The organism is Afifella sp. IM 167, from assembly GCF_020144925.1.
In the GTDB taxonomy this organism is placed as follows: domain Bacteria; phylum Pseudomonadota; class Alphaproteobacteria; order Rhizobiales; family Afifellaceae; genus Afifella.
In genome coordinates this window covers 177,447-195,663 of the sequence record NZ_NSLC01000002.1, presented here as the reverse complement: position 1 = coordinate 195,663, position 18,217 = coordinate 177,447, and the positions used below count along the sequence as shown (strand labels likewise).

General features: G+C 66.8%; 20 protein-coding genes and 1 pseudogene. 14 read left to right on the top strand and 7 right to left on the bottom strand.

Translation table 11 applies throughout. The annotated features are described in order from the left end of the window. Positions 1–35 precede the first annotated feature (35 nt). From CLD20_RS03520 to CLD20_RS03490, 7 genes are all read left to right on the top strand, one after another. On the top strand, positions 36–656 hold the full coding sequence (locus tag CLD20_RS03520; protein ID WP_224405214.1) for an aminodeoxychorismate/anthranilate synthase component II: 621 nt from the start codon (positions 36–38) through the stop codon (positions 654–656). After that, positions 653–1,693, top strand: a complete 1,041-nt coding sequence (trpD, locus tag CLD20_RS03515) for an anthranilate phosphoribosyltransferase (RefSeq protein ID WP_224405213.1) — start codon at positions 653–655, stop codon at positions 1,691–1,693. The genes CLD20_RS03520 and trpD overlap by 4 nt, the downstream gene beginning before the upstream one ends. Next, complete coding sequence (gene trpC, locus CLD20_RS03510) at positions 1,690–2,502, top strand: indole-3-glycerol phosphate synthase TrpC (RefSeq protein WP_224405212.1); 813 nt, start codon at positions 1,690–1,692, stop codon at positions 2,500–2,502. Before trpD ends, trpC begins: the two co-directional genes overlap by 4 nt. Further along, positions 2,499–2,978, top strand: a complete 480-nt coding sequence (gene moaC, locus CLD20_RS03505) for a cyclic pyranopterin monophosphate synthase MoaC (protein WP_224405211.1) — start codon at positions 2,499–2,501, stop codon at positions 2,976–2,978. The genes trpC and moaC overlap by 4 nt, the downstream gene beginning before the upstream one ends. Beyond that, a complete protein-coding gene (gene glp / locus CLD20_RS03500) occupies positions 2,975–4,180 on the top strand; it encodes a gephyrin-like molybdotransferase Glp (protein ID WP_224405210.1) in 1,206 nt (401 codons plus the stop codon). Before moaC ends, glp begins: the two co-directional genes overlap by 4 nt. 103 nt (positions 4,181–4,283) lie before the next feature. Continuing rightward, positions 4,284–4,991 carry a transcriptional repressor LexA gene (gene lexA, locus CLD20_RS03495; protein ID WP_224405209.1) on the top strand — a complete coding sequence of 236 codons (708 nt, stop codon included), beginning with the start codon at positions 4,284–4,286 and terminating at the stop codon, positions 4,989–4,991. Positions 4,992–5,245: 254 nt separating this feature from the next. Next, complete coding sequence (locus tag CLD20_RS03490; RefSeq protein ID WP_224405208.1) at positions 5,246–5,671, top strand: CBS domain-containing protein; 426 nt, start codon at positions 5,246–5,248, stop codon at positions 5,669–5,671. A gap of 13 nt (positions 5,672–5,684) precedes the next feature. Here the strand turns inward: CLD20_RS03490 and hisI are convergent, their stop codons facing one another. Then, positions 5,685–6,086 (bottom strand): phosphoribosyl-AMP cyclohydrolase, encoded by a 402-nt coding sequence (gene hisI, locus CLD20_RS03485; protein ID WP_224405207.1) that lies wholly within the window; start codon positions 6,084–6,086, stop codon positions 5,685–5,687. A 7-nt stretch (positions 6,087–6,093) separates the two neighbouring features. Further along, positions 6,094–6,711, bottom strand: coding sequence for a GTP cyclohydrolase I FolE (gene folE / locus CLD20_RS03480; protein ID WP_224405206.1), 618 nt, complete (start codon positions 6,709–6,711; stop codon positions 6,094–6,096). A 173-nt stretch (positions 6,712–6,884) separates the two neighbouring features. On the opposite strand from folE, the gene CLD20_RS03475 reads away from it, so the two are divergent. From CLD20_RS03475 to thrS, 3 genes are read left to right on the top strand one after another with little or no spacing between them, the layout of a single operon-like run. Next, entirely contained in the window at positions 6,885–7,343 is a 459-nt protein-coding gene (locus CLD20_RS03475) for an iron-sulfur cluster assembly scaffold protein (RefSeq protein WP_224405205.1), read from the top strand. A gap of 3 nt (positions 7,344–7,346) precedes the next feature. After that, positions 7,347–7,688, top strand: a complete 342-nt coding sequence (gene yidD, locus CLD20_RS03470; protein WP_224405204.1) for a membrane protein insertion efficiency factor YidD — start codon at positions 7,347–7,349, stop codon at positions 7,686–7,688. A gap of 39 nt (positions 7,689–7,727) precedes the next feature. Beyond that, the gene (thrS, locus tag CLD20_RS03465) at positions 7,728–9,722 is read left to right on the top strand and encodes a threonine--tRNA ligase (protein WP_224405203.1); all 1,995 of its coding nucleotides are present in this window, start codon (positions 7,728–7,730) and stop codon (positions 9,720–9,722) included. A 34-nt stretch (positions 9,723–9,756) separates the two neighbouring features. Here thrS and CLD20_RS03460 read toward each other — a convergent pair whose 3' ends face one another. Continuing rightward, the gene (locus CLD20_RS03460; protein WP_224405202.1) at positions 9,757–10,902 is read right to left on the bottom strand and encodes a hypothetical protein; all 1,146 of its coding nucleotides are present in this window, start codon (positions 10,900–10,902) and stop codon (positions 9,757–9,759) included. Positions 10,903–10,979: 77 nt separating this feature from the next. Here CLD20_RS03460 and CLD20_RS03455 point away from each other — a divergent pair, with 77 nt between their 5' ends. Together CLD20_RS03455 and CLD20_RS03450 are read left to right on the top strand one after the other, a co-directional pair. Beyond that, positions 10,980–11,549, top strand: coding sequence for a nitroreductase (locus tag CLD20_RS03455; protein WP_224405201.1), 570 nt, complete (start codon positions 10,980–10,982; stop codon positions 11,547–11,549). A gap of 8 nt (positions 11,550–11,557) precedes the next feature. Next, a complete protein-coding gene (locus tag CLD20_RS03450; protein ID WP_224405200.1) occupies positions 11,558–12,160 on the top strand; it encodes a flavin reductase family protein in 603 nt (200 codons plus the stop codon). Here the strand turns inward: CLD20_RS03450 and CLD20_RS03445 are convergent. Beyond that, positions 12,157–13,029 (bottom strand): CoA ester lyase, encoded by an 873-nt coding sequence (locus CLD20_RS03445; protein ID WP_224405199.1) that lies wholly within the window; start codon positions 13,027–13,029, stop codon positions 12,157–12,159. The genes CLD20_RS03450 and CLD20_RS03445 overlap by 4 nt on opposite strands. Before the next feature lie 2 nt (positions 13,030–13,031). Then, positions 13,032–13,520: pseudogene (locus tag CLD20_RS03440) on the bottom strand (MaoC family dehydratase); the annotation flags it as partial. A gap of 84 nt (positions 13,521–13,604) precedes the next feature. Between CLD20_RS03440 and CLD20_RS03435 the strand changes: the two are divergent. Continuing rightward, positions 13,605–14,747 carry a DUF2336 domain-containing protein gene (locus CLD20_RS03435; RefSeq protein ID WP_224405197.1) on the top strand — a complete coding sequence of 381 codons (1,143 nt, stop codon included), beginning with the start codon at positions 13,605–13,607 and terminating at the stop codon, positions 14,745–14,747. Positions 14,748–14,768: 21 nt separating this feature from the next. Here CLD20_RS03435 and CLD20_RS03430 read toward each other — a convergent pair whose 3' ends face one another. Beyond that, a complete protein-coding gene (locus tag CLD20_RS03430) occupies positions 14,769–15,530 on the bottom strand; it encodes an NAD kinase (protein ID WP_224405196.1) in 762 nt (253 codons plus the stop codon). Positions 15,531–15,608: 78 nt separating this feature from the next. Between CLD20_RS03430 and cutA the strand changes: the two genes are divergently transcribed. After that, the gene (gene cutA / locus CLD20_RS03425) at positions 15,609–15,956 is read left to right on the top strand and encodes a divalent-cation tolerance protein CutA (protein WP_224405195.1); all 348 of its coding nucleotides are present in this window, start codon (positions 15,609–15,611) and stop codon (positions 15,954–15,956) included. 91 nt (positions 15,957–16,047) lie between these two features. On the opposite strand, the gene CLD20_RS03420 is transcribed toward cutA, so the two are convergent. Beyond that, positions 16,048–18,201: a bifunctional diguanylate cyclase/phosphodiesterase gene (locus tag CLD20_RS03420; RefSeq protein ID WP_224405194.1), complete on the bottom strand. Its 2,154-nt coding sequence runs from the start codon at positions 18,199–18,201 to the stop codon at positions 16,048–16,050. Between the last annotated feature and the right edge of the window lie 16 nt (positions 18,202–18,217).

Sequence of the window (18,217 nt, the reverse complement as noted above, 5' to 3'; positions counted from 1 at the left end):
AACCCTTGGCCCTCCAACATGGCCCGGCGCTTCTGATGCTTCTCGTCATCGACAATTACGACAGCTTCACCTTCAATCTCGTCCATTATCTCGGCGAGCTCGGGGCGGACACGAAGGTCGTGCGCAACGACGAATGGACGGCGGAGCAAGCGCTGGCGGCCGATCCGGAAGGCATCGTGCTGTCGCCGGGACCGTGCACGCCGAACGAGGCGGGCATCTGTCTGGAACTCATCGAAAAGGCGCAGGGCGAGGTGCCGATCTTCGGCGTCTGCCTCGGCCACCAGGCCATCGGCCAGGCCTATGGCGGCAAGGTGGTGCGCGCGCCCTCGCTGATGCACGGCAAGGTCTCGACGATCGAGCACGAGGGGGCGGGCGTCTTCCACGGCATCAACGGGCCCTTCGCGGCGACCCGCTACCATTCGCTGACGATCCTGCCGGAATCGATGCCTGCCGAGCTTTCCGTCACCGCCCATACCTCCGACGGGGTGATCATGGGGGTGCAGCACAAGAGCCATCCGGTGCATGGCGTGCAGTTCCACCCCGAGAGCATCGCCTCGGAGCACGGCCATCGCATCCTCGACAATTTCCTGAAGCTCGCGGCGCGCTTCCGGCAGGAGCACGGCCGGGCTTCCAAGAAGGAAGAGGCCCTTTCATGAGCGACCTGAAACCGCTCATCGCCAAGCTCGCTGCCGGCCAGAACCTCACGCAGGCGGAGGCGCAGGAAGCCTTCGACGTGATGATGTCCGGCGAAGCGACGCCGACGCAGATCGGCGCCATCCTGATGGGCCTTCGGGTCCGGGGCGAGACGATCGAGGAGATCGCCGGCGCCGTCACCTCCATGCGCTCGCGCATGCTGCCCGTCGATGCGCCCGAGGGTGCCATCGACATCGTCGGCACGGGCGGCGACGCATCCGGCACCTACAATATCTCCACGGGCGCGGCCTTCGTCGTCGCCGGGGCGGGCGTGCCGGTCGCCAAGCATGGCAACCGCGCCCTCTCCTCGCGCTCGGGCGCAGCGGATTGCCTGACGGCGCTCGGCGTCAATCTCGATCTGCCGCCCGAGGGCATCGCCAGATGCATCCGCGAGGCCGGGATCGGCTTCATGTTCGCGCCGAACCACCATGCCGCGATGCGCCATGTCGGGCCGTCGCGCGTTGAGATCGGCACACGCACCATCTTCAACCTCCTCGGACCGCTCTCCAATCCGGCCCGGGTGAAGCGCTACATGCTCGGCGTCTTCGCCAAGGAATGGGTGGCGCCGATCGCCAACGCGCTGAAAAATCTCGATGCGGAGGTCGCCTGGGTCGTCCACGGCACCTTTGGCGAAAACGCGGGCATCGACGAGATATCCACGACCGGCCGCACCTATGTGGCCGAACTGAAGGACGGGCATGTGCGCTCCTTCGAAATCCATCCTTCGGAATTCGAAGTGGAGGAATGCCAGCCTGAGGATCTGAAGGGCGGAACCGGCGAGGAAAATGCCGCCAAGCTGAAGGCGATGCTGGAAGGCGAGCTCGGCCCCTATCGCGACGTGGTCGTGGCCAATGCCGCCGCCGCCCTGATCGTCGCCGGCAAGACGGATCTGGTGCAGGAGGCCGCCGACATGGCCAAGCATGCCATCGACAGCGGCCAGGCGAAGGAAGCTCTCGATGCCCTCATCCGCGTCTCCGGCGAAGCGGCGGGCGCGGCGTGAGCGACATCCTGAAAAAGATCGAGGCCTATAAGAGGCGCGAGATCGCGGCGGCCGAGGCCGCGCGCCCGCTCGCCGAGCTGAAGGCGCGGCTCGCCGATGTCGAGCCGCCGCGCGGTTTCCTCGACGCGCTCCGCCGAAAGGCCGCGGAGGGCAGGCCGGCGCTCATCGCCGAGATCAAGAAGGCGAGCCCCTCCAAGGGTCTCATCCGGGAAGATTTCGACCCGCCGGCCCTCGCCCGCGCCTATGAGGCGGGCGGTGCGGCGTGCCTTTCGGTCCTGACGGACGGGCCTTCCTTTCAGGGCGCGCCGGAATTTCTGAGCGCGGCACGCGATGCGGTGTCATTGCCGGCGCTGCGCAAGGATTTCATGTTCACGCCGTATCAGGTCTTCGAGGCCCGCGCCTGGGGCGCCGATGCGATCCTCGTCATCATGGCCGCCGTCTCCGACGAAGAGGCTAAGGTTCTCGAAGATGCCGCCTTCGAGCTCGGCATGGACGTTCTCGTTGAAGTTCATGATGAGGATGAAGTCACCCGTGCGCTCACGCTCTCCTCGCCTCTGATCGGCATCAACAACCGCGATCTCAGAACCTTCCAGACGAGCCTTTCGACCTCAGAGAGACTTGCGAAACTGATTCCGCAGAACCGGCTAATGGTCGGGGAAAGCGGGATTTTTTCTCCTTCCGACGTCGCCCGGCTGGAGCGGGCGGGCATCTCCGCCCTCCTCGTCGGGGAGAGCCTCATGCGCCAGGCGGACGTCGCCGCGGCGACGCGCGTCCTGCTTGCCGGCGAGGCGGCGCAGGCGGCCGAATGAGCCCACGGCTCACGCATCTTTCCGAAGATGGCCGCGCCGATATGGTCGATGTCGGCGACAAGGACGTGACGACGCGCAGCGCCACGGCCGAAGGCGCTGTCGCGATGGAAGCGGAGACGCTGCGCCTCATCCTCGACGGCAACATGAAGAAGGGCGACGTTCTCGCCACCGCCCGGCTCGCCGGCATCATGGCGGCCAAGAAGACCTCCGACCTCATCCCGCTCTGCCATCCCCTGATGCTCTCCAAGGTCGGCGTGGAGATCGAGGCCGACGAGGCGCTGCCCGGGCTGCGGGTCACTGCCACGGCTTCCCTGTCCGGGCGCACCGGGGTGGAGATGGAAGCACTGACGGCCGTCTCCGTTGCCTGCCTCACCATCTACGACATGGCCAAGGCGGCGGATCGGGGGATGCGCATCACCGGTATCCGGCTTCTCGCCAAGAGCGGCGGACGCTCGGGCGCGTGGCGCGCCGAATGAGCCTCATCTCCGTCGAGGAGGCGCTGCAGCGCGTCACGGGCGGAATCACCCCGACCGAAGAGGAAGTCGTCCCCCTCGCCCGCTCGCGCGGCCGCGTTCTTGCCCACGACCTTGCCGCACAGCGCGACCAGCCGCCCTTCCCGGCCTCGGCGATGGACGGCTATGCGGTACGCGCGGGCGAAGCCAGGCAAGGCGCGCGGCTGAAGCTTGTGGGGACATCGCGTGCCGGCGAGCGCTTCAGAGGCTCTCTGGGTGCCGGCGAGACAGTGCGCATCTTCACCGGGGCGCCCGTGCCCGAAGGCGCCGACACTGTCCTCATCCAGGAGAATGCGGAGCGCGACGGCGATATGGTCATCGTGCGCGAGGCTCCTGCCCCCGGGCGTCATATCCGCCCGGCCGGCCTCGATTTCTCCAGGGGGCAGACGCTGCTCGCCGCCGGCACAAGGCTCGGACCGCGCGAGATGGCGCTCGCGGCGGCGATGAACCACGGCACGCTTGCCGTGCGCCGCAGGCCGCGCGTCGCGGTGCTCTCCACCGGCGACGAACTGGTTGTTCCCGGCGAGACGCCGGGCCCCGACCAGATCGTTTCCTCCAACGGCGCAGCGGTTACGGCGCTCGCCGAGGCGGCGGGCGCGGAGGCGGTCGATCTCGGCATCGCCGTCGACAGCGAAGATGCCATCGCGGACGCCGCGGCCCGCGCTGGCGATGCGGACATTCTGGTGGTCATCGGCGGGGCCTCCGTCGGCGATCACGATCTCGTACAGCCGGCGCTGGCGAAGAAGGGCATGCAGGTCGATTTCTGGAAGATCGCCATGCGGCCCGGCAAACCCCTGATGTTCGGTGTCCTCGGTCCGACCAAGGTGCTCGGCCTTCCCGGCAACCCGGTCTCGGCGCTGATTTGCGGGATCGTCTTCCTGCGACCGCTGATCGCGGCCTTCCTTGGGCTGGAGATTCGCGACCGTTTCGTCTCCATGGCGCTGGCCGAGGACATTCCCGCCAACAACGAGCGGCAGGAATTCATGCGCGGGCGAAGCGTGGAAACGCCTGAAGGTCCGCGGATTCAGCCCGCCGAGCGGCAGGATTCCTCGCTGCTCGCGACGTTTGCCCGCTCCGACGTCCTTATCCTGCGGCCGGCTCATGCCCCCGCGGCGAAGGCGGGCGAGGTCGTGCCGGTCACCCTTCTGAAAGACGTTCTCGGCTAGTTGCCCCCCGAACGCGGACTTGCGGAACACCACATGAACATGTAGTGTGTTCGTGATTTGTCCAAGCTATATTTGGTCGCTGCTGGCGGCCTCGGGGAATCTCATGCTGACCAAGAAGCAATTGGAATTGCTGCTCTTCATCAACGAGCGCCTGAAGGAATCCGGCGTTCCCCCCTCCTTCGACGAGATGAAGGATGCGCTCGACCTCAAATCCAAGTCGGGAATCCATCGCCTGATCACGGCGCTCGAGGAGCGCGGGTTCATCAAGCGGCTGCCGAATCGGGCGCGCGCCCTGGAGGTGATCCGCCTGCCGGATGCGGTCAATCCGCGGCTCGGGCGCCCGCCGCAGCGCGGTTTCACGCCGAGCGTCATCGAGGGACGGCTCGGACGGGCGCCGCAGCCCGAGGAAGACTGGGAAGAGCCTTCGCATGGCACGAGCATTCCCGTCATGGGCCGGATCGCGGCTGGCGTGCCGATCTCCGCGATCCAGAGCCAGAGCCATTCGATCCCCGTTCCGCCCGACCTTCTCGGAAATGGCGAGCATTTCGCCCTGGAGGTGCGGGGCGACTCGATGATCGAGGCGGGCATCCTCGACGGCGACACGGTGCTTATCCGCAAGCAGGATACGGCCGAAACAGGCGACGTCGTGGTAGCCCTGATCGACGACGAGGAAGCGACGCTGAAGCGGCTGCGCCGCAAGGGCGCCTCCATCGCCCTCGAAGCGGCCAACCCGGCTTACGAAACCCGCATCTTCGGGCCAGACCGAGTGCGTATCCAGGGCCGGCTCGTCGGGCTGATGCGGCGCTATTAGCCGTCGGGACGGGCATCACGGATCGAACGCGGGCGGCCTTCGGGCCGCCTTTTTCGTCTCAGGTGGTCCGCTGCCGGTCCCGTTCCGGAAATCGCCCGCGAAAGCTTATGTTCATGGGCTTTTCCGCAAAGAGTTCAAAAGTCATCCGTTCCGCTCTAGAATTTGTCGAAGAAGGGCGAAGAACGCCCCGTGTCGCGAGACGTCCTGGCCGCGGCTCCTGCAGTGGAAGCCGCGAGGAGAACGGGAGGAACGGGATGAACGTTCGTCAAATGATCAATGAAAAGGGTGGCGAAGTCGTCACTTGCGGGCCGGAAACCAGTGTGAAGGAAGCCGCGGTCTCGCTCGCCGAGCACCGGATCGGCGCCGTCGTCGTCACCCGGAACAAGCGCATCGAGGGCATTCTCTCCGAGCGTGACATCGTCGCAGCGGTGGCCAGTCAGGGCGCTGGCGCGCTCGACAAGTCCGTCACGGCGTTCATGACGCGCCGCGTCGTCACGTGCCGCCTCAACCATTCGACGGACGAGCTCATGGAGATGATGACCAACGAGCGTTTCCGCCATCTGCCGGTGGAGGAAGACGGTCACCTCATCGGCATCGTCTCGATCGGTGATGTGGTGAAGCGGCGGATCGCCGAAGTTCAGCGCGAGGCCGATTCGATCCGCGAATACGTGACGAGCTGAAGCCGGGCGGGGCTTACGCCTTGCTGAGACGGGCCGTGCCCCCCTCGCCTTCCACGATCCGATAGAAGCAGTCGCCGCGACCCGTGTGGCAGGTGTTGGTGCGATCTGTGACCTCGACGCGCGCCAGCAACGTGTCCTGGTCGCAGTCGATGCGAAGCTCGATCACCGTCTGGATGGCTCCGGAGGTTTCGCCCTTCTTCCAAAGCCGCGCGCGTGAGCGGCTCCAGTAGTGCATGACGCCGGTCGAAAGCGTCGCGGAGAGTGCTTCCTCGTTCATCCAGGCGAGCATCAGCACGTCGCCCGTCGCGGCGTCCTGGGCGATGCATGGAAGGACGCCCGCCGAATTGAAACGGGGGCGAAAGGCTGTTGTCTCCTCGATGGTCTCGCCAGAGGAAATCTGGGCAGTCTCGGACATTTTCGGCCTAGCGGGTGGTCGGGCGCACGAGGTTGAGGAACTTCTCGCGCTCGGCCGGCTCCTCGTGGAAAAGGCCGGTGAAGCGCGATGTCATGGTCGAGGAGCCGTGCTTCTGCACGCCGCGCATCGACATGCACATATGCTGCGCCTCTATCATCACGGCGACGCCGCGCGGCCCGAGCGTTTCTTCCAGAGCTTCGGAGATCTGGGCCGTCATGGTCTCCTGCGTCTGCAGGCGGCGGGCAAACGCCTCCACCACACGGGCGAGCTTCGACAGCCCGACGACGCCGTCGCTCGGATAATAGGCGATGTGCACATTGCCGTAGAACGGCAGCATGTGGTGTTCGCAGTGCGAATAGAAGGGAATGTCGCGCACCAGCACCATGTCCTGGTAGCCGCCGACATCCTTGAACGTGCGGGAGAGCAGCGAGGCCGGATCCTGCGCATAGCCCGAATAGAGTTCCTCGTAGGCGGATACAACGCGGCGCGGCGTGTCGAGAAGGCCTTCGCGGGCCGGATCGTCGCCGAGCCATGCAATCAGGGTGCGCACGGCCTCTTCTGCCTCCTCGCGCGTCGGGCGCCTGCCAGGCGTCGCCGCCGCGAAGAGCTTCACCGTGCTGTCCATGTCGCAAATCCTTTCGAAGGCGCCGCCGGGCGTCCTTCCCGCCATTGTCGTGCCGGCCGCCATTGTCGCGCCGGATGCTTGGCCGGGCGGGTGTGACGCCGCCCTCTCGGTCCTATATAAGGCGAAGTAACGAATTTGCCCAAGGGCGGCCAGCCCTTGGCGGAGAATGGACGATGATCGACGACGTCTATAACGCCCGGATCCTCGAATTCGCCGGCAACATTCCGCGCCTCGGCCGTCTCGAAAACCCGGACGCCAGCGCCAAGGCGCATTCGCGGCTTTGCGGCTCCACGGTCACCGTCGACCTGTCGCTCGAAGATGGCCGCGTCAGCGATTTCGCCCATGAGGTGAAGGCCTGCGCGCTTGGGCAGGCCTCTTCCTCCATCATGGCGCGCACCATCGTCGGCTCGACCCCCGAGGAACTGCGGCAGCTGCGCCGCGACATGCTTGCCATGCTGAAGGAGGACGGCGCGCCCCCGCAGGGACGCTGGGAGGATCTGAAGTTCCTGGAGCCGGTCCGCGACTACAAGGCGCGCCATGCCTCCACGATGCTCACCTTCGACGCCGTGGTCGACGCTCTCGACCAGATCGAGCGGGCGGGGTCCCGGCCGGACGCTTCCGCGGCGGCCTGAGCGATGACGAGTTCCGCCGAGCCGGCAGGAGGCGGGAGCCGCTCGCCGGCGGCCCTCGTGCTTCTCGGCATCATCCGGGTCTACCAGCTCACCTTCTCCTCGCTCTTCGGGCGCACCTGCCGGCATCTGCCCAGCTGCTCGGAATATACGAGCGAGGCGATCTCCCGCTTCGGCGCATGGCCGGGAATATGGATGGGGCTTGCCCGCTTCTCGCGCTGCCATCCCTTCGGCTCGAACGGGCTCGACCCCGTTCCCGCCCGCTTGCCCGAGGGCGGGCGCTGGTATAGGCCGTGGCGCTACGGCCTGTGGACGGGCCGGCACATCACCGACCGCTTTTGCGACTGAATACCGATGGAGCGGGCCCGTGGCCCGAACGCTGAGATCATGAGCCGGATCAAACTTCCCGACGGGCAGGAACGCGACCTGCCGGACGGATCGAGCGGAGCAGACCTTGCTTCCGCCATCTCCAAATCGCTCGCCAAGAAGGCCGTCGCCACCGAGATCGACGGCCGGCTCTGCGACCTCGCAGATCCGCTGCCCGACGGCGCGGTCGTCAGGATCGTCACGCGCGAGGATCCGGCGGCGCTGGAACTGATCCGCCACGACTGCGCGCATGTCCTGGCCGAAGCGGTGCAGACCCTCTTTCCCGGCACCCAGGTCACCATCGGCCCGGTGATCGAGGACGGCTTCTACTACGACTTCTACCGCGAGGAGGCCTTCTCGACGGAGGATTTCGCTGCCATCGAGGAAAAGATGCGCGAGATCGTCGCCCGCAACAGCCCCTTCACCAAGGAGGTCTGGTCTCGCGACGATACCAAGCGCGTCTTCGGCGAGATGGGCGAGGAGTTCAAGGTCGAGCTCGTCGATGCGATTCCTGAGGGCGAGGACGTCAAGATCTACCGCCAGGGCGAGTGGTTCGACCTTTGCCGCGGCCCGCACATGCCGGCCACGGGCCAGGTGGGCGAGGCTTTCAAGCTGACCAAGCTCGCCGGCGCCTACTGGCGAGGCGATTCCTCGCGCCAGCAGCTGCAGCGCATCTACGGGACGGCCTTCGCCAGCCGCAAGGAGCTCGACGCCTACCTCACCATGCTGGAGGAGGCCGAAAAGCGCGATCATCGCCGGCTCGGCCGCGAGATGAACCTCTTTCACCTGCAGGAGGAGGCGCAGGGCTCCGTCTTCTGGCATCCGAAGGGCTATGCGGTCTGGCGCGTGCTGGAAGACTACATCCGCCGGCGCCTCGACGAGGACGGCTATGTGGAGGTGAAAACCCCGCAGCTCCTCGATTCTTCCTTCTGGGAAAAATCCGGTCACTGGTCGAAATTCCGCGAGAACATGTTCGTCGTGCCCGACCAGATCCCGGCCACCGAAGAAGGCGGGCCTGTTCTCGCCGACGAGGTCGACACCTGGATGGCGCTGAAGCCGATGAACTGCCCGGCGCATGTGCAGATCTTCCGCCAGGGCATCAAGTCCTACCGCGACCTGCCGATCCGCATGGCCGAATTCGGCTGCTGCCACCGCAACGAGGCGCATGGCGCCCTGCACGGGCTGATGCGCGTGCGGCAGATGACTCAGGACGACGCGCACATCTTCTGCACCGACGAGCAGGTGGTGGGCGAGACGGAGCGCTTCCTGAAGCTCTTCTCTCGCGTCTACACCGATATGGGCCTCACCGACATCCGCTACCGGCTGGCCACACGTCCCGACGTGCGCGCCGGCGACGACGCGACCTGGGATCGTGCCGAGAAGTCGCTTGCCGATGCCCTCAGGGCCTCAGGCATCGATTTTGAGTTCGCGCCCGGCGAAGGCGCCTTCTACGGGCCGAAGCTGGAGTTCCATCTGACCGACGCGATCGGCCGGACCTGGCAGTGCGGCACCTATCAGCTCGATTACGTTCTGCCGGAGCGGCTCGACGCCTCCTATGTGGGAGAAGACGGCGAGCGGCACCGGCCGGTCATGCTGCACCGCGCCGTCTTCGGTACCTTCGAGCGGTTCATCGGCATCATCCTGGAGCATTATGCCGGACGCCTGCCGCTCTGGCTCGCTCCGGTGCAGACCGTCGTCGCGACGATCGTCTCGGAGGCCGACGGCTATGCCGAGGAGGTCGCGGCGAAGCTCAGGGCCGCCGGGCTGCGCACCGTCGCCGATCTCCGGAACGAGAAGATCAACTACAAGGTCCGCGAGCATTCCGTCGGCAAGGTGCCGGCTATGCTGGTCGTCGGCCGCCGCGAGGCGGAAGAAGGCACCGTTTCGGTGCGGCGCCTCGGCCAGAAGGACCAGGCGACGATGCCGCTCGACCAGGCGATCGCAACGCTTGTCGCGGAGGCGACGCCGCCCGATCTGCGGCCGGCCCGCGAAGCGAAGGCGGCCGCTGCCGCCTGACCTTTCCGGAGCGCGCGAAACGAGCGCCGGGCCCTTACTGGGCCTGGCGCTCGCCTTCCGGCTGCACGACATCGCTGAGGCGAACCTCCACGTCGCCGTTGGCACCGGAGCGCACGTCGAAATCGCGCGCATAGGTAATTCCGCCATGGCGCGCGACCGCGGTGTAGCCGCCTTCCGTCAGGATGATGTGCGGGAACGCGCCGACCGATTCGTGGATCGTGTCGCCGCCCTGCGTCAGCACCGACCAGCGCGTATTGGCAAGCGCCTCGCCGCCTTCCTGCTCGACGAGCTTCAGCGTCACCTCCGCGCCCTTGTGATGGATGATGGCCTGCGTTAGCTCGCCGGGCTTCACCTCGATGTCGGCACGAACGACGGCGTTGAGCCCGCCGTAGCGGCTGACGATATTGTAGGTGCCGGCATGCAGGCGCACGATGCGCCCGGCGGGAGCGTTGGGGGTGATGAGCTCGCGCTCTCCGTCCTCGACCAGCCGGTAAATCTCGTAGGTCACCTTGTCGGCGGCGAGAGGGAAGTCGTCGCCGACGACGGCCGAAAGACGAATCCCGCCCGCTTCCAGCACCACCGTCTCGTCAAGCGGCGCTTCGTCGAGTTCGATGCGTTGGGTCGCCCCGGCACGACCGAAAGCGGCATGGACGAGATAGCTGCCGGCCGGGAGAGTGAGCGCGCCCGAGCCGCCCTCGACGCTCTGGATGAGCGGCAGGGCGCCATCGGCGCCGGGCGTGGTATCGAAAATCCGCCAGGTCACCCCCTTCGCCAGCGGTACGCCGTCCTCGGTGAGCTTGGCATGCAGCGTGAGCTGGGTGCCGCCGATCACCGGCTGGCCCTCGCCATTGGTCCCGCCGGGGATGACGATCGTCTCCTCCGGTCCGGGCAGCTGAAAGTCGCTTTCGGGGCCCAGCAGGTCGAGTTTGTGGGGCGTTTCACTCTCATCGGGCGAGGGAGAGGCGCCGAACAGCGGCGGCGGGCCGCCAGGGCCTCCCGGCATCGCCGGCATGGCCGGCCGGCCCGGACCTCCAGGCTGAAAGCCGATTTCGGGGCCGGACGGCGGCTGCTGCGCCAGCGCGGTGCCGGCGGCAAGCAGCCCGGCCAGCAGGATCGCGGGGACGCGCAGGGTCGAAAGGAATGGCCAGGCGAAGCGGATCATCACAGACCGCTGTTTCATCGATGTCATCACGTGGTAAGCCGCCGAGCGTGGCGATTTCAAGATCGGCACAATAGCCCCGCCAGTACGGACAGGCCATGCACGACCTTCTCTCCCACCTGAAGACACGACGAAGCACCCCCAATGTCCAGCTCGGCGCGCCCGGACCGGACGCCCAGGCGCTCTTTGCCATGCTGGAGATCGCCGCCCGCGTGCCGGACCACGGCAAGCTCGCGCCGTGGCGCTTCATCGTCTACGGCAAGCAGGAGCGCGAAATCCTGGCGGAGGCGCTCGCCGCGATCGGCCGGAGCGACCCCGACGCTGCAGAAGCCGAGCGCAAGGCGGCGAAGGCCGCCGCCTTTGCTGAGGCGCCGCTGGTCGTCGGCGTGGTCTCAAGAGCGTCCGAGCATCCCAAAATCCCGATCTGGGAGCAGGAGCTTTCCGCCGGCGCCGTGTGCATGAACCTTCTTCATGCCGCCGCCGCGTACGGTTTCGGGGCGCAGTGGCTCACGCAATGGTTCGCCTATGACGCAGCCGCGCGCGCCGAGCTCGGCCTCGGAGCGGAGGAGCGCATGGCGGGCTTTGTCCATATCGGCACGCCGAAGCTGCCGACGCCGGAGCGCGACCGGCCCGATCTTTCCGCCCTCACCACCTTCTTCTCCAGGTAGGAGCCGACATGCACTATACGCCCGCCGATAAAGACCACGGCCTGCCGCACGACCCGTTCAAGGCGATTGTCGCGCCGCGCCCGATCGGCTGGATATCGAGCCTCGACAAGGACGGAAGGCTCAATCTCGCGCCCTATTCCTTCTTCAACGCCATCTCCGACCACCCGCATATCGTGATGTTCTCCTCCTACGGGGAGAAGGACAGCGCGGCGAACATCGAGGCGACGGGCGAATTCGTCTGCAGCCTCGCCACCTGGGATCTGCGCGAGGCGATGAACCATTCCTCCGCCCCCTACCCGCACGGCGTCAGCGAGGCGGAAAAGGCCGGGCTGGCAATGGCGGAGAGCCGCGTCGTGAAGCCACCGCGGGTTGCAGCGGCGCCAACGGCGCTGGAATGCAGACTGCTGAAGACCGACCGCATCGCAGGCCTCGACGGCCAATGGTCGGGTAACATCGTCGTCTTCGGAGAGGTCGTCTCGATCTATGTCGACGACGCCTTCATCCGTGACGGGCGTTTCGACCTCGCCGCGGCGCGGCCGATCGCACGGTGCGGCTACCGGGACTATGCGGTCGTCACCGGGCTCTTCGAGATGGTGCGACCGGAGCTTTAGTCGTTCCTGCCGGCGCGCTTCAAAAGCCGCTCGGCGAGTTTCAGGTGCGGGCGGTCGATCATCTTGCCGCCAAGACCGACCACCCCGGCGCCACCCGCTTGACGAAAGGCGTCGACGATGGCCTGTGCCTCGCTGATCGCCGCCTCGCTCGGCGTGAAGGCGCGGTTGATCAGCTCGACCTGGTTCGGGTGGATGGCGAGCTTGCCGGCAAAGCCGTCGCGCGCGGCCGCCTCGCATTCGGCCAGCAGGCCGTCAGCGCCCGAAAAGTCGGTATAGACCGTATCGACGGCGTCGACCCCCGCCGAGGCAGCGCCGAAGAGGCAGAGATTGCGTACCAGGCGGTATGGCTCGGTCCACCCGCCATTTGCCTCCTTGGTGGAGAGCGAGCCGATATCGGCCGAAAGATCTTCCCCGCCCCAGGCAAGGCCGGCAAGACGCGGCCCCGCCTCGTCATACGTGCCGAGCGAGAAAACGGCCCGCGCCGTCTCCGAGGCGATCGGCAGGATTCTCGTCGCGCCGTCCTCAATTCCGTGGAGCGCCTCGCCGACGGCGATACGCGAGGATAGAAGCGCCACGTCCGCCCCGCCGGCCGCCTTCGGCAGGACTATGCCGGAGGGGGCGCCGGTCATGACATGCTCGAGGTCGCTCTCCGAAAGCCCGCTGTCGAATGCGTTGATGCGCACGAAGAGCGCCGGTGCCGTCTTGCCGCGATGTGCCAGGAGGAATTCGCTCACCAGCTTGCGCGCTGCGCCCTTGCGGTCCGGCGAGACAGAATCCTCAAGGTCGAGAATCAGCGCGTCGGCGCCCGATGCGAGCGACTTCTGCAATTTGCGCTCGCTGTCGCCGGGAACGAAGAGATAAGAGCGCATGCTCAGGCCTCCGCCGGGCGGCGGCGCATGAAGGCCTGGCGCCGGCAGGAAGCGACAAGCTTGTCTTCCTGGTTATAGGCCCGGTGTTCGAACTCCACGATTCCTGCCTCCGGGCGCGAGCGCGATTCGCGCCGGCCGACCACTTCCGTCTCCACATGGATCGTGTCGCCCTGAAAGACCGGATGGGGGAATTTCACCTCGCTCATGCCGAGATTGGCGAGCGTGGTGCCGAGCGTCGTTTCCTGCACCGAAAGGCCGATCATCAGGCCGAGCGTGAAGAGCGAATTGACCAGCGGCTGGCCCCATTCGCTCTGTTCGGCGAAATGCCGGTCGATGTGGAGCGGCTGCGGGTTCATCGTGAGGGTGGAGAAGAGCATGTTGTCCATCTCCGTCACCGTGCGGCGGATCTCATGGGCGAAGCTTCGCCCGACCTCCAGATCCTCGAAATAAAGCCCGGCCATCGCCTCTCTCCCCAGGTCGTGAACGCAACCGAATGATTGCCGTTTGGTGTGCGCTTATAGTGAACCGATCATTAATCATCACCGTGCACGATCTCCATCAGGAGACTCGCCCACATGATCGTCGAACGCTTTCTCAACTGGATCGGTAGCGCCGCCTCGAAGCGCCGCGCGGAAGCGGCCAGCGCGCTGGCCCGTGCCTTCCTCACCTCGCCGCTCAGCGAGGACGAGCGCGACGGGCTGGAAGCGGCCATGACGATCCTCCTCGACGACCCGCATTTTTCGGTGCGCATGGCGCTCGCCAGCGAGCTCGCTGCGAGCCGCAAGGCACCGCACCACGTCATGCTGGCGCTCGCCAACGACCATGTCGAGATCGCGGCGACGGTGCTCGAAGCCTCGCCGCTCTTCCTCGATGCCGAGCTGGTCGATCTCGTGGCGACTCGCGAGACGAGCGTCCAATGCGCCATTGCCCGCCGCCGTCCCGTCTCGCGCTCGCTCGCGGCCGCCATTGCCGAGGTCGGCGATGTCGATGCCGTGATCGAGCTCCTGTGCAACGAGAAAGCCCATGTGGCGCGCTTCTCGCTCGATCGCATGGTCGCCCGCTTCGGCCATGAGGCGGAGCTGCGCGAGATGTTGCTGGCCCGCGAAGACCTGCCCGCTTCCGTGCGCCAGGCACTCGTGGAAGCGCTCGCCGACAGCCTCTGCGCCTTCGTCACCGAAAAGGGCTGGCTTTCGCCCGAGCGCGCCCGTGCCGCCGCCGATGAAGCGCTGGAAAAATCCGCCCTCGCCATGGCCGAGACGGCAACGCCCGCTGCGCTCGCCCAGCTCGTCTCGCGCCTGATCGACCGCGAGGAGCTGACGCCGACCCTTCTGGTGCGCTCGCTCGTTGCCGGCCAGCTCGGCTTTTTCCAGGAAGCGCTTTCGGCAATCTCCGGCATGCCGCACCGGCGCGTGGGTGCCCTTCTCGCCGCGCCGCGCTCCGCGGCGCTGCATGCCCTGCTGCGCCAGGCCGGCCTGTCGGCCGCGGTTCTGCCCGGCATCGTAGCGGCGCTCGAGGCGATGCAGGATCTGCCGGCCGAAGAGCTCGCCGGTCACGATTATCGGCGCGCCACACGCCTCATCGACGGCATCCTGGAGCGCTATGGCGCATGGCCTTCGCACGAGCTCGACGATCTTCTGGCGCTCCTGCGGCGCCTTGCGCTCGAGGCCAAGCGCGATGCGGCACGCGGCTATGCCCGCCAGTTCCGTATCGCGGCCTGACGGGCCCCCTTTGACTGGGAATCAGTAGCGGAACTGCTCGGCAAGGATGCGTTCGTCCCAGGAATGGTCCGGGTCGAACATGATGTAGCCGGTCGCCTTCTTGTCGGCCTTGATCTCCACCTCCCGAACGCTCTTGAACTCGGTGTGGTCGGCGACGGCGTTGACCGGCCGCTTTTCCGGCTCCAGCACCGTGATCGTGACCGTCACGTGGTCCGGCAGCAGCGCGCCGCGCCAGCGTCGCGGCCGGAACGGGCTGATCGGCGTCAGCGCCAGCAGCGGGGCGTTGATCGGGATGATCGGACCGTGGGCGGAAAGATTGTAGGCCGTCGAACCGGCGGGCGTGGCGAGCAGGATGCCGTCGCAGATAAGCTCGGCGAGGCGCTCGTGGCCGTCGATGACGAGGCGCAGCTTCGCGGCCTGGTAGGACTGGCGAAACAGCGCCACCTCGTTGATGGCCCGGGCCTCGATGGGTTCGCCGCCCTCGGTGCGCACCGTCATACGCAGCGGATGGATCGTGGAGGATTTCGCTTCCTCCAGCCGCTCCATCAGCCCCTCGGGCGCGTATTCGTTCATCAGGAAGCCGACGGAGCCGCGATTCATGCCGAAAATCGGCTTGCCGCCGTCCATATGGGCGTGCAGCGCCTGAAGCATCAGCCCGTCGCCGCCCAGCGCGACGATCACGTCCGCCTCGTCGGGCGGCACTTCGCCATAGGCGGCCCGCAGCACCTCGGCGGCTTCGAGCGCCTCGGCGGAATCGCTGGACATGATGGCGATGCGTGGCATGGTTCGGTCGAAGCAGCCCAATGGAACGTTGGCCCGCCTAGCACGAGGCCGGCCTTCGGCAAAACGGAGTCTTTGGCCATGAGCGCGCGTGACGGCGAGGCGGAGGCGAACCGGCTCGCCCTCCTCTACATCCCCTGCCCCGATCTCGACACGGCCAGGCGCATCGGCGCAAAGGCCGTCGAGGCGCGGCTTGCCGCCTGCGCCAACATCCTTCCCGCCATGATCTCCCTCTATCGCTGGAAAGGCGCGATCGAGGAGGAGAACGAGGCCGTCCTTATTCTGAAGACCGCGCCGGAGCGCGAGGCTGCGCTGCGGAAAGAAGTCGCCGGGCTGCACCCCTACGAGGTGCCGGCAATCCTGACACTGGAAGCGCCGCGCGTGAACGCCGCTTATGCCGACTGGGTGAAGGGTGAGGTTGGGGACTGAGGTTTGGGCCGGACGGAATAGCAGGTGCAGATGAGACCAGATTGCACCTCAGTCTCGCGATGGCCGATGTCGCCAGTCTCCGGGAAGAGCTTCACGCCGCTCCCTGCTCCCACTCCGCCTCCAGCATGGCGCTGATCTCCTCTGCCGGAACCGGCGGCGAGAAGAGGAAGCCCTGCAGCTCGTCGCAGCCGGCGGTGCGCAGATGCTCGCGCTGGCGTTCCGTCTCCACGCCTTCGGCGAGCACCGTCACGCCGAGTGCGTGGCCGAGATCGATGACGGCGTCGATGATCGCCGTCGAGCCGCCCGTCTCGCCGAGGCCCATGACGAAAGAGCGGTCGATCTTGACCTTGTCGACCTTGAGCGTGCGCAGGCGCGACAGGCTCGAATAGCCGGTGCCGAAATCGTCGAGAGCGATGCGGATGCCCGACTGGCGCATCGTCTGCAACTCGGCCTGGGCTCGGCTGTGCTCCGCAAGCAGGAGGCTTTCCGTTACCTCGACCTCCAGTCGCCGGGGATGAATGCCTTCTGCTGACAGGGTCGTGCGGATGCGAGCGGCAAGACCCGGGCGCTCGAAGGAGCGCGGCGAGACATTGACCGCGAGCACGAGGTCCGGCCAGGCGCGGGCATCGCGGCAGGCCTGCACCAGCACCCATTGGTCGAGACAGGAGACGAGGCCCGATTCCTCCGCGATCGGCACGAAGAGCGCCGGCGAGACGAATCCGAGACGCGGGTGCTGCCAGCGGACGAGCGCCTCGACGCCGACGAAAGTACCGTCGCGCGCTGAAAGCAGCGGCTGGTAATAGACGAGGAGCCCCTCGCCGCCCCTGGCGAGCGCAAGGCGCAATTCGTCCTCAAGCTGCCGCCGTGTTCGCATCGCTGCATCCGTCTCCGGCGAGAAGGCGCAGAAGCGCCCGCGCCCTTCGCGCTTGGCGGCATAGAGCGCGACGTCGGCGCGGCGCAGCACCTCGCTGCGGGAAAGCTCCGGCTCCAGCCAGGCGTAGCCGACCGAAACACCGATCGTGGCGCTGCCGCCCGGCACGAGGAAGGGATCGAAGCCGCAGGAAAGGATGCGCGCGGCGAAAGCCGTGACCTCTTCTTCCGAGGCGACGCCGCGCAGGAGGACGGCGAATTCATCGCCTCCGAGCCGGCCGAGCATGTCGACGCCCGAAAGATTGCGCTCCGCCCGCCCGGCAAACTGGCGGATCACCTCATCGCCCGCCTGATGGCCGTAGGTGTCGTTCACCTCCTTGAAGCGGTCGAGATCGACAAACAGGAGGACGGCGCGATCCTCGCCGGAGAAAGGCAGGAGCCGGTCGAGGCGATGGAGAAGGTGAGCGCGGTTCGGCAACCCCGTCAGGCCGTCGTGGTAGGCGAGATGGCGCGCATGCACCTCGCTCGCCTCCAGCGCGGCCGAACTGCGATAGATGTGACGGGCGTAGAGGCCGACCACGAAAAGGACGACGAGGCCGGTGAAAAGGGCGGTCGGCAGGATGGCCTTCAGAAGGTGCTCACCCGGAAGGCGCGGGTCCCAGACGAGATAGGCGACGGGAGCGCCATGACCGCCTGTGACCGGCAGCGCCGTCTCCCAGGCGCGTGCGGTGTTGGTAAGGCGGATGCGGGCATCGGAGAGCGCATAGGCCGAGCGCAGCCGCTGGAGAAAGGCACTGTCGAGAAAGACCGCGGAGAGAAGGACGCCCTCCTCGCCCGGCCGGATCGCAAGGCGAGCGGAGTGCGGAACGATCTGGATCGCGCTGACCACCGCCGGACGGCCGTCGATCAGGGTGATGCCACGCCGGGCGTTCTCCTGCTTTCCTGTCGTGGCACCGCTGCGCAGCGCAGCAAGGTGGGGACCGAAAGCCGCGATCATATCTTCCGCCGGCCCGCCGGCTAAACGGTCGGAGCGCGCCTGCACCAGAATCTCATCCTTCGCGGAGAGGATGATCGTGCGATCGTGCTGGAAGTAGTCGCGCATCCAAAGGCCGATGTTCTCGTGGAGCCATTCGCGGTCATCGGCGCGTACCCGCCTCGCCGCCTCGTCCCATGAGGCGACGCTTTTCTGGTCTTGGGAAAGGCTCGCGACCTCTTCTGCGATGGCGCGGCCGACCAGCATGCGCTGGCGCTCCAACGCATCGGCGTCGGTCTGGGTGACTGCCCGGGCGACGACGAGAAGGGTTCCCGTCAGCGCCAGCAGCGCAAACAGGCTCGTGAGCCACAGGATCTGGGTCGAAAGAGGCTTGGTATACACGTCGTCGTTGCCCGGC